The 13,266-nt window shown below is 40.5% G+C and carries 9 protein-coding genes; 7 read left to right on the top strand and 2 right to left on the bottom strand.

Annotated features, from left to right (window positions below; genetic code table 11):
- The 6 genes from ACL9RF_RS02695 (at position 1) to ACL9RF_RS02670 (ending at position 7,513) form a co-directional block, all read left to right on the top strand.
- Positions 1 to 1,992: a RagB/SusD family nutrient uptake outer membrane protein gene (locus ACL9RF_RS02695; protein ID WP_422799047.1), complete on the top strand. Its 1,992-nt coding sequence runs from the start codon at positions 1 to 3 to the stop codon at positions 1,990 to 1,992.
- Between the two features lie 19 nt (positions 1,993 to 2,011).
- A complete protein-coding gene (locus ACL9RF_RS02690; protein ID WP_422799046.1) occupies positions 2,012 to 2,941 on the top strand; it encodes a DUF4973 domain-containing protein in 930 nt (309 codons plus the stop codon).
- 700 nt (positions 2,942 to 3,641) lie between these two features.
- Complete coding sequence (locus ACL9RF_RS02685; protein ID WP_422799045.1) at positions 3,642 to 4,430, top strand: HmuY family protein; 789 nt, start codon at positions 3,642 to 3,644, stop codon at positions 4,428 to 4,430.
- Positions 4,431 to 4,479: 49 nt separating this feature from the next.
- The gene (locus ACL9RF_RS02680; protein WP_422799044.1) at positions 4,480 to 5,448 is read left to right on the top strand and encodes a hypothetical protein; all 969 of its coding nucleotides are present in this window, start codon (positions 4,480 to 4,482) and stop codon (positions 5,446 to 5,448) included.
- Between the two features lie 30 nt (positions 5,449 to 5,478).
- Positions 5,479 to 6,492, top strand: a complete 1,014-nt coding sequence (locus ACL9RF_RS02675; protein WP_422799043.1) for a hypothetical protein — start codon at positions 5,479 to 5,481, stop codon at positions 6,490 to 6,492.
- 151 nt (positions 6,493 to 6,643) lie between these two features.
- On the top strand, positions 6,644 to 7,513 hold the full coding sequence (locus tag ACL9RF_RS02670) for a hypothetical protein (RefSeq protein WP_422799042.1): 870 nt from the start codon (positions 6,644 to 6,646) through the stop codon (positions 7,511 to 7,513).
- Between the two features lie 66 nt (positions 7,514 to 7,579).
- Here ACL9RF_RS02670 and ACL9RF_RS02665 read toward each other — a convergent pair whose 3' ends face one another.
- Both ACL9RF_RS02665 and ACL9RF_RS02660 read right to left on the bottom strand, forming a co-directional pair.
- Positions 7,580 to 8,881, bottom strand: coding sequence for a nucleotide sugar dehydrogenase (locus tag ACL9RF_RS02665; protein WP_422799041.1), 1,302 nt, complete (start codon positions 8,879 to 8,881; stop codon positions 7,580 to 7,582).
- 35 nt (positions 8,882 to 8,916) lie between these two features.
- Complete coding sequence (locus ACL9RF_RS02660) at positions 8,917 to 10,362, bottom strand: glycosyltransferase family 2 protein (RefSeq protein ID WP_422799040.1); 1,446 nt, start codon at positions 10,360 to 10,362, stop codon at positions 8,917 to 8,919.
- Positions 10,363 to 10,829: 467 nt separating this feature from the next.
- Here ACL9RF_RS02660 and ACL9RF_RS02655 point away from each other — a divergent pair, with 467 nt between their 5' ends.
- The gene (locus ACL9RF_RS02655) at positions 10,830 to 12,962 is read left to right on the top strand and encodes a TonB-dependent receptor (protein ID WP_422799039.1); all 2,133 of its coding nucleotides are present in this window, start codon (positions 10,830 to 10,832) and stop codon (positions 12,960 to 12,962) included.
- Positions 12,963 to 13,266: the final 304 nt, after the last annotated feature.

Genomic DNA, 13,266 nt, shown 5'->3' with positions numbered 1-13,266 from the left:
ATGAAAACAAAAAAATTAATTTTATTAGCCTTATGTGCTTCGGGCACGCTTTTTAATGCTTGTCAAAAATATTTAAGTGTAGACCAGTACTTTAACGATATGCTTAATAGTAAGGAAAAAATATTTGCTAGTAAAGAATATACCTCCAACTGGCTAACGAGTGTATATAGGCACTTAAAGGATACTGGCGCCCAAATTGTAAATAAGGGGGATGGTGGCAATGCATTTTCTTTTATTTCGGATGATATGATCTTTGGCGACCGCCAGGATAGGATACGTCGCTATCAAAACTGCGAGTACTCTGCTGACGATCAAATCTACGAAACAGGACGCTGGGCATTTTTGTACGAGGGAATACGTAAAGCTTCGGTATTCCTGCAATATGTAGACAATTGCATAGAAATGAATATGAACGAAATTGCCGATGCAAAGGCTCAAGCAAGATTTTTACGGGCGCATTTTTACTGGATGTTACTACGGCAGTTTGGTCCAATACCTATAGTGCCAGACGAAGGACAAGATGTAAGTTTACCCTATGAACAATTAGGACTTCCCCGGAATTCATACGATGATTGCGTGGATTACATTACCGCTGAACTTGCACTTGCTGCAGGCGCTTTACCTACAGTAAGATCGGCTACGGAGGTTGCACGTCCAACACGTGGTGCAGCGCTAGCAACGCGCGCCAAAGTATTTCTATTTGCTGCATCCCCCTTGTATAATGGCAACAATGAATTATTCGACTTGGTCGATAACACGGGTAAGCAACTCATTAACCAAACCTACTCGGAATTTAAATGGGCAAAGGCTGCCGCTGCCGCAAAGGAGGTGATAGACCTTGGGCAATATGACTTATACATTCACCCTTACCAGGACCGTGATATAGAACCATATAAAAAGACAATAGACCCACCCTATCACCCTGTATTTTCGGAAAATGTTTACCCAAATGGCTGGAAGGGGGCAGACCCTATGCTTTCGTATAGCGAGATTTTCAACGGGGGTATTACCATATCCAAAAACCCAGAATTTATCTTTACACAAGTTGAATGGGCTAGTGGAAATACAACCGATATTGCCAAACACGCTGCACCAACAACATTGGGGGGCTATAACTGCAATGCGATGACCTTAAAACAGGTTAAAGCTTATTATATGAACGATGGGAAAACCATATATGAATCACCCGAGTATCAAAAAAATAAGGATGCCTTTAGCAGCAATAGTGATGCTTATCGACCATTACCGGCAAACGTAAGTTTACAATATGCAAATAGAGAACCTCGTTTTTATGCAAGCGCCGCCTACAATGGTTCGATTTGGGAGAACAATAGCACCACCAATTCTGCCCTTAAAAATAGACAGATATTTTACTATAAAGGCGAACCCAATGGCAAAATATTATCGTCCCCAGATTTTTATGTTCGTACGGGGGTGGGCGTAAAAAAATACTACCATCCCGATGATTCTTGGTCCGAGGGCGGACAAAGAACGCGGAAATATGAACCTTCAATTCGTTATGCGGATGTTTTGCTCTGGTATGCTGAGGCATTAAACGAACTGACTGGCTCGCATATAGTCAAAGGTTATAACGAGGTTGATATCGTAGTAAACCGGGATGTGAACCAAATACAATATGCGATGAAACGTATCCGTATGCGCGCTGGTCTTCCAGACATTCTGGATAACACCTACCAAAACCAACATGAATTCCGTAAGATCCTAAAGCTGGAGAGGCAAATTGAATTTTTTGGAGAAAATGCCAGATACTGGGATTTAAGACGTTGGAAGGATGCCGCTATAGAGGAGAATATGCCAATCATGGGCGCAAATTTGGATATGAAGGGCGATAATGCGCAACGTCCGCTTTTCTATGCGGAGACGGTGATTACATCGGTTCCTAAAATATTTATCCGCAAAATGTATTTATGGCCCATTGAAACGGGTGAACTACGACGGAATGGTAAATTAACGCAAAACCCAGGTTGGTAACAATTTATTCTACTTAACTATGAAAAAAATAATCTTTTTAAGCATACTGTCGATTGGAACACTATATTGTTGTAATCCTATGCTCGACGATGAGCTTTTTGAAAAAACTGTGGTATTTACAAAAAATGGTTTTCAAGATATGTTGATCGACTACAATAGTCAGGAAGAAACGATTGCTATGTTGCCGGTATCGATTAGTGGAACTACTCGAAATACCGAAAATGTTCATGTAAAAGTTGCCCTTGATACCGATACGTTAAACAATTACAATTTTGAACGCTTTAGAAATCAGACAAATCTATATTACAACTTGTTGCCGGAGGATAGTTATGCGTTATCTGCACAGGACGTAATTATACCTAACGGAAGCGAACGAGTTATGCTTCCCATAAAACTCAAGCCAGCAAAAATCGATAAGCTAAAGGACTTTGTTTTGCCCTTACGTATTTCCGAAACCTCAAGCTATAGCATAGGCCCTAACAAGTATAGCAAGGCCTTGTTGCGGATTTTGTTTCAAAATTACTTCTCGGGAAATTATGTTGTTTCGGGCAAAGTACGCGATAAAACCTATAATTCTGAGATTAACCTCAGCAGTCGAACCTTAAAGGTTGTGGACGAAAATACCTGCTATTTTTATGCGGGTAATATTGATCCCAATTCAAATCTAGATATAAATAATAAATTTATAATTATGCTACACGTTAACCCAGACACAAAAATTGTATCGTTATTTGCCGCAGATCCTGCTATTGAACTGCAACCACAGACGGCTAAAATAGAAACATCTATAAACACGGATCCACAGCATAACAACACAGAAATAACAACACTTAAAATTACCTTAAAATATACCTATAAGGATATTACAAATACCTTATCCCCTCCAACCATGGAGTTTGATGGAAGCATGACTTTAGTGAAAATTAAAGATACAGCTAAAACCGAGTAATTAAGATACAAACTCCAGTAGTCACCGAATAAACCTTAGCCGCTACAGCTTAACTTTTTACGCGATCTATGGAGCTATAGATAGGTTATTATTGGCGCGTTTTACTATGGTAAAACGCGCCTAATTTCTCTTCCTGCATTCGCTATTTCCATACCAAGGGTTTTCTATTGCAATAATAACACTTGTAACGCCTTAATGGGAGGAAGAATAAGAAAGTTCTTACCCCTAAGCCTCTTGATACGCGCTCATGTAAATTCCCTTTCTTACAAAGCGGGCATAATTTTAATTCATTCGGAGGAAACTCGTCCATGTTGCTATTCGATTAATCGTAGTATTCCGGGGATTAATGGCATTGAGGTAAATAAAGGATACCATACCTAAAACAGAAATTAAAACCCCAGTTGTTTTTCGACTGCTAAAATAGCACAGCAATATAAAGTTTATGTTAATTCCTGAAATATTATGGCAGCCCGGGGGACCAGTCCAATAAAAATAAACCACTTTTAATATAAAATAAATCGTTTTGCATAGCTCATCTATCCAAAACTATTCAAACATTTGCACAAATTTATTTAGAATGATTATTAATAAAAATAAGACCGCAAATTTCCGCTGAGGCTCCACGACAAAAGGCCAACCTGCCTGCAAAAAATAACAACATCAATCTACAATTGAAAAACATACTTAACAACAAAAAACAATGAATGGACGACAACAATTAGGGTCTAAGGCAAAATACCTGTGGGTACTATTTGCCATATGCAGCATAACCTTAAGCTGCAGCAAGAGCGAGGCACAACTGGAAACCGAAGTAGCACCTACAGCGCCTACCACCGCTACGGTAGCCTATTATAAGCTGCATCGCGTAGAAAATCTAGCTGCAGAGACCGACGATAAAAACCCTATGGCGCGCAAAACCGCGGTTATTTATAGCCTTAGCTACAAACAAGAACAGCCTTTGAGCTATAGTAAAACTGCCTATTGGGATATTTCATTTTCGGGTTTATACAACAGTTTTATTGGGGGAAACAACGGTACCGATGTTAACAATAGAGGATACCTTGGGGCCGGAAAGGGAGCTGTAGCCATTGTGGAAAAAGCCTTCGATGAGGTTATTGATATTCCCGCAGACAGCGAATTTTCCAGCAGAGATGGAAAGATTGGCACCGACAACTATGGCGACTTCGGTGAAGGAATTGGCTGGTATGCCTATGATTTTAGTGGCACCCTAATGAGTGATGGTCGGTACGAAAAAAGGCATGTTGCTTACACGCTTAGCAAACCCCTAGTGACCGTAAAAAATGTGCATATACCTGCGCGCACAGTAATTGTAAAGCTGGCAAATGGCGATTATGCTAAAATTAAAATGATCAGCTGTTACAAAGATGCCTTTAATCCGGAGCAGTGGTTTTTAAATACACCCCATATGTTTTTCACCTTTGAATACGTAATCGTTCCAGCTGGAAGCACAAAATTTGAGATTAAATAACACCCTAGCTACAGGTTTAAATCCATAAAACCCTTAATAACAGAATAAAATGATTCAAAAAATAAAATATAGTCTGTTGCTTTTCTGCAGCTGTTGCGCTATCCTAGCCTGCAAAAAAAACGAAAGCCTGCCGACCCTACCTAACAGCAAAATTACGGCCTTTAAAGTGCCACTTGCTGAGGGCGATATCTATGCTGCTATCGATCAGCAGGAGCACCTTATTACACTCTACCTTCCTTATTATAACGAGCTTGAAATGATTGTTCCCCAAATAAGCCTGGAGCCTGGAGCAACGCTGCTGGAACAAATTAAGCCGATATCGGTGCTGGATACCAGTATACGTTACACGGTGAGAGGGGCCGATAAAAGCATATCCACCTATACATTAAAGAGCATCGTACAACAGCCGGGCACTGCCTTAGCGCTACAGGAGCTTTCTTCAGCAAACCATTACCAGGTTTTCGGCGTCGGCGCTTACAACCTACAACTTCAGGGCGTCTTTAATACCACCGATATAGAGAAAATACAGGCCTTTCTTGTGGACCAAGCTGGCCATGAGCTGCCACTCCTATCGAGCACAGAATTTAGTACAGCCTATATCCGTGTAAAATACAACAGCAGCACCAAGCAAAAGGAATACTCCTTTGGCGATCTTCGTATGCCTACTACGGCCATGCCAGGGCTTTACCAAGTGCGTATTAAAGTGCGCGGTGCTACCACCCAAACACAGTACCCAATAAAATTGGAATATCAACGTCCAGATGTAGCGTTCAGAAGTCAGACGGTTACGATCGGCGACACCTTTACCATTAAAAGTAACGGCAATATCTTTCGGAACTTTACGGAGTTTAGCCTTTCGGTAGGCGGCAAAAAAATAAGTTGCCCTATCGAACAATATACAGCAACCGAAGCCATAATCCGTATTCCGACAACTGTTCCTGCAGGCAGGTACAATCCAACGGTCAAGTTTGAAGGCTATCCGGAACAAACCCTGTTTTGGAGCCTTACGTTAAGGTAACACCCTAATTTTAACAATTAATTAATTATTATGATAAAAATATCTAACCCCCGACAAATACCGGTTTACGGCAGAAACTGCCTGATAATAATGCTGCTACTTACACTATTTTACGGTTGTAAAAAAGAAAGTCCGAGCTTCCCTTACAAGGACCTCCTTCGATTCAGTGTGAATGATGCTCAGGGTAAGCCCTTAGTCGCGGCGATTCATGGCAATGCTATAATCTTGTATTGGCCACCCGAACAAAAGGTGCCTGAAAGTATAACGCCCGAGCTAAAGGTTTCCGACAGAGCACATATTTTTCCTGCATCGTTAAGCAAAGTGCCGTTTGTCGATGGCACCACCTTTACGGTTACTGCCGAAGATGGTACAACGCAGGTATATACCCTTAAAAAGGTGGTTAACCAACCGAAGCCATATGTTAAAGACGAAGGCAATACCTATGGTTTACATCAGAAGAATGGTAAATTCTATAGTGTGGTTAGCGAAGAGATACGTTTCTTTGGCGATTATTTTAATCCCGAGGATGGACAGCTTAAAGTATTCTTACAAACCGCAGACGGCAAGGAGGTGGAAGCACCGATAGATACGGAAGCGTTCCATCAAAATCTCGTACGCTTTAAGGCTATTCCGGGCGATAATGCGGTGGGGCATTTTACGGGTATACGCATCTTCAGCAGTCCGTACAGCATAGCGATTAAACAGGAGTTCGATATCTTGGCAGACCCCAGACCTCAGCAGCTGCCTTTTACAGGAAACATAAACGCCAAAATTGGGGAAGAGCTTATTCTTCCAGGAAAAAATATGGATAAAACCACTGGCATCCGAATTTGGAATAAAGAACTTGGGGGGTACTACGATGTAGAGATACTTGAAAAACAACCCAATAGTTTAAAGATTAAAATTCCGACAAAAAATTTCCCTGAAGGGATTTATACTGCCGCATTCTATAATTTTGAGGCTAAGCCCGACTATCCAGAATTCATCAATACATTCCCTAGTATCTACCGCCCTTTTAATGGCGAGATAAAGATTCAGAAATAAACCAGACAGACCCGGATGGCGGCACTATGGCTGCCATTAGGGTTTGGATCTTATTTTTTTAGGAGCGGGTAAAACCTAAAAATTTTCTTAATATATGGAAGATATTTATTTTCTTTACAGTGTACAACATCGTTAAACAACCTACACCCACATGAGAAAAGTTCAGATTTCCTTAACCTTACTTTTGGTATCATTGATTTGCGCATCCCAGGCTCAGGAAATAATTCCCTTTCGATTAAATAACCATTATAATATCCTCGTAAAGGCATTGATCAATGACAGCGATAGTGCAAATCTGATGTTCCAAATTGCTATGCATGAGGGCTCCCTGGCGCCAAACCGGATAAATAAAGTGCCGTCGGTAAAGTTTGATACTGCTGAATTTCCGGAGGGGCTCAGCAAAAATAATCGAATTCAAGTGGCAAATACAAGATTAGATAGTGTTTGGATATGGGATAATGAATATACAGGGTATGAAGCTGATGGTAAAATTGGAACCCAGCTTTTTAAGAACAAGATCTTTAAAATTAATTATGATAATTCCTGCTTTGAAGTCTATGATAATCTTCCATCAACCCAAGGTTTTATCGCCCTACCGCTAATAAGCAAAAGAGGACAACTATTTATTGCGGCAAACAGTATCCTTAAAAACCAGGTGTTAACGACCGAATTTATGCTGCAGTCGGGGTTCTCTGGAGCTGTAATTTTCGGAAATACCTTTACCGAACAGCATAGCCTTGAAAATGAACTCACTATAATAGATGAAAAGACAGTCCTAAATTCTGGAGGAAATAAAAGTAAAAACCTTATTGCTCTACTTCCTCATCTTCAGATAGGAAGGGATGAATTTCATGCTATTCCGGTAAATATCAGTGTGGGTGACCTCAAAAATCAACCGCAAAGTTATATTGGTGCCGATCTGATACATCGTTTTAATTGGATAATCGATGTAAAAGGTAAAACCGCATACCTGCAAAAAAACAAAAACTTTCAGGACCCCTATTATTTTCAAGGTAAATAAAATAGAATAATACCATACTATCAGCACTTCCACTGCACGGCAACTCTGGAAGTGCTGATAACCGCCTTACAGACGAGCATTAACCATATTACGGTCTATAATACCCTTAATATCAAAAACAACAGAAGAATCCTTTTTTAAATGCGACAGATCCAAACCGATAAATTCGCGATGCCCCACAGCAAGTATTATGCTATCGTACCTGGTATCCTGGGGCAGCTGTTTTAAAAGGGAAAGACCAAAGTACCCCTTAACTTCTTCGGCATTTACCCAAGGGTCGTAAATATCCACCTCCAACCCAAAACCTTTAAGATCATTGACCATATCTACAACCTTACTGTTACGCATATCCGGACAATTTTCCTTAAATGTAATGCCTAAAACCAACGCCTTTGCGCTGTCAAACTTGATATTCTTCTGCACCATTAATTTAACCACTTTGGAGGCTATAAAAGAAGCAATCTGATCGTTCACCTCGCGACCGGATAGGATTACATGCGGATGATACCCGAGTTGTGTCGCTTTCTGTGCCAGGTAATAGGGATCTACAGATATACAATGGCCCCCCACTAATCCAGGTTTAAAGGGTAAGAAGTTATACTTCGTTCCTGCAGCTTCCAAAACATCCTGCGTATCGATTCCGACACGGTCAAAAATTAAAGCCAGCTCGTTCATAAAGGAAATATTCACATCACGCTGTGCGTTTTCAATAACCTTGGCCGCCTCAGCAACCTTTATAGACGGGGCTAAATGTGTACCCGCCGTAATAATAGACTTGTATAAGGTATCTACCACCTGCCCTGCCGCAGCTGTACTACCTGAGGTTACCTTCACTACATTTTGCAAAGAATGCACTTTATCTCCTGGATTAATACGCTCTGGCGAATACCCCACGAAAAAGTCGGCATTATACGCAAGTTTCGAATATTCTTCTAAAACGGGTATGCACTCCTCCTCGGTACAACCCGGGTATACTGTAGACTCATAAATTACAAGATCCCCGGGGCGTAAAACCTCAGCAATCATCTTCGATGCTGCACGTAAGGGTGATAAATCAGGGGTATTAAAATCATTAATTGGCGTTGGCACCGTTACAATATATACATTAGCGTCCGCAATATCGGCTTGGAGATTGCTGGCCTTGTACCCCCTTGTTGCCTGCGAATCCGTATATAGCGACGCAGCCTTCCTGAGTGCAGCTCCATCGACTTCTAAGGTACGGTCTACCCCTGCTTGAAGCTCCTGCACTCTAGTTTTATTAATATCGAAACCAATAACCGGAGCCGTTGCTGAAAAGGCTATTGCCAATGGCAACCCCACGTATCCCTGACCGATTATGGCAATTTTTTGTACCTGAAAATCCTTCATAAATATATAGTATGTCCAAAAATAGAGCTCTCCAATTAACCTCTTGTTAACCAACCGCGACGTCCTGCTGTAGCAATGGCAAACGGGGTTATCCAAAACAAACTGAACACATAAAACAAGCTGTAGCTATAGGCCCAAAGCGCTTCTTTACTATCTTTGTTTTTTGTCGCAAAGAAGTAGGCCTGTATACTGGAAAAGAGCAGAATACCCACCAATGTGGAACTTAAAAACAGTAATGGATAATGAAAAACGGTCCATATTGTTAACAATAACATGGGGTATGCCAGTAGCACTTTTTTCCATTGCATTATTAGCAATAAACGTGCGCCCCATTTAGGGCCTTTACGGAAGTTTGTAAAGGCAAATTTTCCCATCATTATATTCTCCCGTACATTACTTCTTTCCCATCGGATAAACATTTTATACAGGTTTTTGTACGCGATAGGCGTATCCGTATAGACATACGCATTCGACTGAAATAAAACATGATAGCCCTGTTTTAATATCATATTCGTCATCGCCCTGTCTTCGCCAATATCGGATGGCTGCCCCATAAAGGTCTGGTTTATCCAGTCTTCCAAACAATTCATAACCGCGACTCTACGATACCCTGATAAGGCACCTGGGGTACACATAACCGTTCCTAACTCACTTTGTGCCGACCGTACAAACTCAAAACTAAAGACAAAGCTGACATTAAGCATACGCGGAATAATAGCCTTTTTATTGTTTAGCACACGTACATTTCCGGCTACGGCACCACATTCCTTGTTGGTCACAAACGGACTGGCCATATTCCGTATGGTATCCTTATTCACGACCGAATCACTATCTACTGTAATAAATATTTCACCAGTTCCCAACTTAAAACCACGATATAGCGCATGGCGTTTACCCATATTCTTAGGCTGCTTATAGATTTCTATACGGTCGCCCAACTCCAGTTTTGCACGCTGAATCCAGTCAAAAGTATTGTCTTTACTCCCATCATCGATCGCAATAATCTGTAGTTTCTGTACGGGATAATCACTACCGGCTAAACTATGCAAGGTATCGTATACCAAACGCCCTTCATTATAAGCTGGAACAATTATGGTACAGGTCGGCAATTCGGCATCAGAGACCGAAGCTATTGGCCTATATTTACGGTGCAAAACGACCAAAAAAATTAAAAACGAAATAGCTACCAAAGCCAATAATAAACCAAAACCTATGAGTATCGTACCACCAATAGTATCCAGACGCTGATAACGCAGAACCTCGAATTCTTCCCTCAACATAAATACTGCAGCCACGGAGGCTAGTAACAGCAGAAATGTGATTCCAAAAATTCCATATTCGCGTGGACCAAAGCTGCTACTTTCTACTTTTTTACGGCTATTTTCTGCAGGCAAGGGTTCATCCTTTAATTCGTAAACCTTAGGCTTCCAGAGGGGGCTAATCTGCTTCGATACAACGGAGTTTTCTTTCATGTAATTCATAGCTTTCTATCTTTTAGTAGTCGATTTGTGCAATAGTATCCCATACAACCTAAAGATTGTAATAAGAATATTACGATTCATTAAACGCAATTAATATGCCTTTATTTTAGCCTGTTTTTTTTTAGAAGGAACATATTGTAACTTTAATGATACGATTTGACAAGAACTAAACAGCTGATTTACAGCAAGCTTAATCGAATTAATAATTCGATTTATCATTAAACAGGTAACAAATTACCAAGAGAAATTTTAAGGTTTTTTAACATTTTAATTTTTTTTGTAGGAAAAATATACTGCAGTCGGAAATGGTAAGATGCGGGGTTTATCGCGTTTTAACCTACAAAAATAGACTTATTATAATCCAATTTCAGCGTCGATATCCTTATCTAAAATTATAATTGCAAGTGAAATTAATTGTAGAATAATAAAAATAACCTTATATTTATTTTTATTAAGTCTAAATAAATATGAATAAAATATTATCCTTTGCATTATGCGTACTCCCAACGGGAGCCCTAATAGCACAAACACAACCACAAACAGATTCCTTACGAAACAGCCGCTTAGAGGAAGTGGTTATATCGGCAACACGTTCGCCTGAAATTTTAAAAAAGGCTATTGCTACGATACATATTATCCACAAAAAGGAAATTGAACAGCAAACACTGCTGTCTGCCGACTTAAGCAATATTCTCGCCTACACTGTTCCGGGTTTAGCATTTGGTAATAATCAAATGGGCAACAGAGGTCAGACATTACGGGGGCGCAATGTTTTGGTCATGATTGATGGTATTCCGCAATCTAGCCCATTACGGAATAACGACCGTGAAATCCGGTCGATTGATCCGGCTTTACTGGAACGTATCGAGGTGGTAAAGGGGGCGACATCGATTTATGGAGGTGGCGCTGAGGGAGGAATTATTAACTACATTACACTCCAAAACACAGCAAAAAAACGATTCGGTGGAAGAACGGTTGTAGGCTTTACGGGACATGACTTGTTTACGGGTAATATGCTCTCTGCAGATGGCGGTGCCGGTTACAGACTCTCGCAAACTTTATATGGTAAGGAGTCGAATTTTGACTACCTGATAAATGGTACCTTTACCAAAACTGGTGTTAAAATAGATGGAGCGGGGTTAGTACAAAATCCACGCTACGGTCTTGGCGAAACTACTATACATAATATGTTTGCAAAAATTGGTTATACCTTACCGGATAAAGGCAGACTCGAGTTAATGTACAATTACTTCTCCAGTTTACAGAACTCAAAATATATTTTGGATGTCGGCAAATATGGAGAACGCCCTTCTACCGGCAAACTTGGGCAGAGAGAAGGCGACAAAGAGGGCACACGCTACAACCACAATAGCTATTTAAAATACAGCAACTCTACCATCTTCCGCAACACTTCTCTAGAGGCTACCCTGTATTTACAAGACTTTTATACCATTTACGATTACCGTAATCCGCCACGTTGGAATACGGGTGGACAATCGACAATTTTAGAAAAAAAGTATGGGATAAGAACAGATTTTACCAGCGTATTTAAGAATGAACGTGCTATTCGGGCATCTATAAATTACGGATTGGATGTATTCAATGAAAAAACAAGTCAGCCATTGGTGGATGGCAGAATTTGGGTTCCTAAGTTGTCTATGTGGGCAGCGGCGCCCTTTGTTCAAGGCCGTCTCTTTCTGACACCAGATTTAACGGTGAAGGGTGGCTTACGCTGGGATCAGCTTTTTATAAAAGTTCCCGACTATACTACCCTCCCTTCTGAAGATAATAAACCTGTAAACGTAAACGGTGGCAATCTGAAATACAATAATTTATCGTATAATTTAGGGGTTGGATATAGTGCATTAAATGGCCTTCAGCCTTTTGTTTCGTATTCCAGAGGATTTAACATCTATGACCTTGGGCGGGTACTGCGGGACGCTAAGGGCAATGTCTTAGAAGAGATTAATACAAAACCGGTAGTCATAGACAGTTATGAATTAGGTTTTAATGGTAAAATTGGAAATTGGGGCGATTACTCGGCCAGTTACTTTTATAATTACTCCAAACTAGGAGCCGATTTGGTTGCTGAAAATGGCTTTTGGGTACCCCTACGTGCGCCACAGTATGTGCAAGGCGTTGAGCTTGCCTTTAATCTTTATCCGCTACGACAGCTCGACTTGGGCGTTAGCTATGTTTACCAGGAAGGGAAAGTCGACGTAGATAACAATAAAAAATTCGATAAATACCTTAGTGGCTTACGAATAGCCCCTGCACGCCTGAATAGCTATGTAAAGTGGAATTCAGAAAATCGGAAGCTACAGCTCGGGCTCTACCAAATGTATTCTTTTAAGCGTTCGCGCTTTGAACCGAATGCTAAGGGGATATATAAGGAAGGTGAAGGCCCTGTTAAAGCCTTTAACCTATTTAACTTTCAAGGAAGCTATACACTTAATAGCTTTACTACCATTGGGTTAGGCTTGGAAAATGTTTTTAACAAAACATACTATACACCCACATCCATGTTTACAGCTCGGGATAACGAGTATGTACGCGGAAATGGCCGCTACTACAGCGTTTCTTTAAGCTTTGTTTATTAAATATCCCGTTCTAAATGGCTTTTTGTTTTTTTATTTTGCCAGGCTATAGTTTAAGAAGATGCTGGATAATGATTTTGTAATCTTTAAGCTTCAGTTTATGCATACTTTAATAAAGGATTAAAAAAGCTAAAAAAGGAAGCCATCTATCGATGGATGGCTTCTTGGCTTTAGGGTTTCGTGCAGCATGGATTTAGTTATCGTAGATTTTAGGGCCATTTTATTTTGCGCTACTTATCCGCTGCAACGAGCCTTAGGCGACTAGCTTTTACCTTCCATTTCACCACATCCCCTGCTAAGCATGATG

The organism is Sphingobacterium sp. Mn56C, assembly GCF_049319645.1.
GTDB lineage: Bacteria > Bacteroidota > Bacteroidia > Sphingobacteriales > Sphingobacteriaceae > Sphingobacterium.
This window is presented reverse-complemented; position numbering and strand designations above follow the sequence as displayed.

Bases quoted from the DNA above. Each gene is read 5' to 3' on its own strand.
- ACL9RF_RS02690 (WP_422799046.1), top strand. From the start codon at position 2,012: ATGAAAAAAATAATCTTTTTAAGCATACTGTCGATTGGAACACTATAT.
- ACL9RF_RS02695 (WP_422799047.1), top strand. From the start codon at position 1: ATGAAAACAAAAAAATTAATTTTATTAGCCTTATGTGCTTCGGGCACG.
- ACL9RF_RS02655 (WP_422799039.1), top strand. From the start codon at position 10,830: ATGAATAAAATATTATCCTTTGCATTATGCGTACTCCCAACGGGAGCC.
- ACL9RF_RS02680 (WP_422799044.1), top strand. From the start codon at position 4,480: ATGATTCAAAAAATAAAATATAGTCTGTTGCTTTTCTGCAGCTGTTGC.
- ACL9RF_RS02685 (WP_422799045.1), top strand. From the start codon at position 3,642: ATGAATGGACGACAACAATTAGGGTCTAAGGCAAAATACCTGTGGGTA.
- ACL9RF_RS02660 (WP_422799040.1), bottom strand. From the start codon at position 10,362: ATGAATTACATGAAAGAAAACTCCGTTGTATCGAAGCAGATTAGCCCC.
- ACL9RF_RS02665 (WP_422799041.1), bottom strand. From the start codon at position 8,881: ATGAAGGATTTTCAGGTACAAAAAATTGCCATAATCGGTCAGGGATAC.
- ACL9RF_RS02670 (WP_422799042.1), top strand. From the start codon at position 6,644: ATGAGAAAAGTTCAGATTTCCTTAACCTTACTTTTGGTATCATTGATT.
- ACL9RF_RS02675 (WP_422799043.1), top strand. From the start codon at position 5,479: ATGATAAAAATATCTAACCCCCGACAAATACCGGTTTACGGCAGAAAC.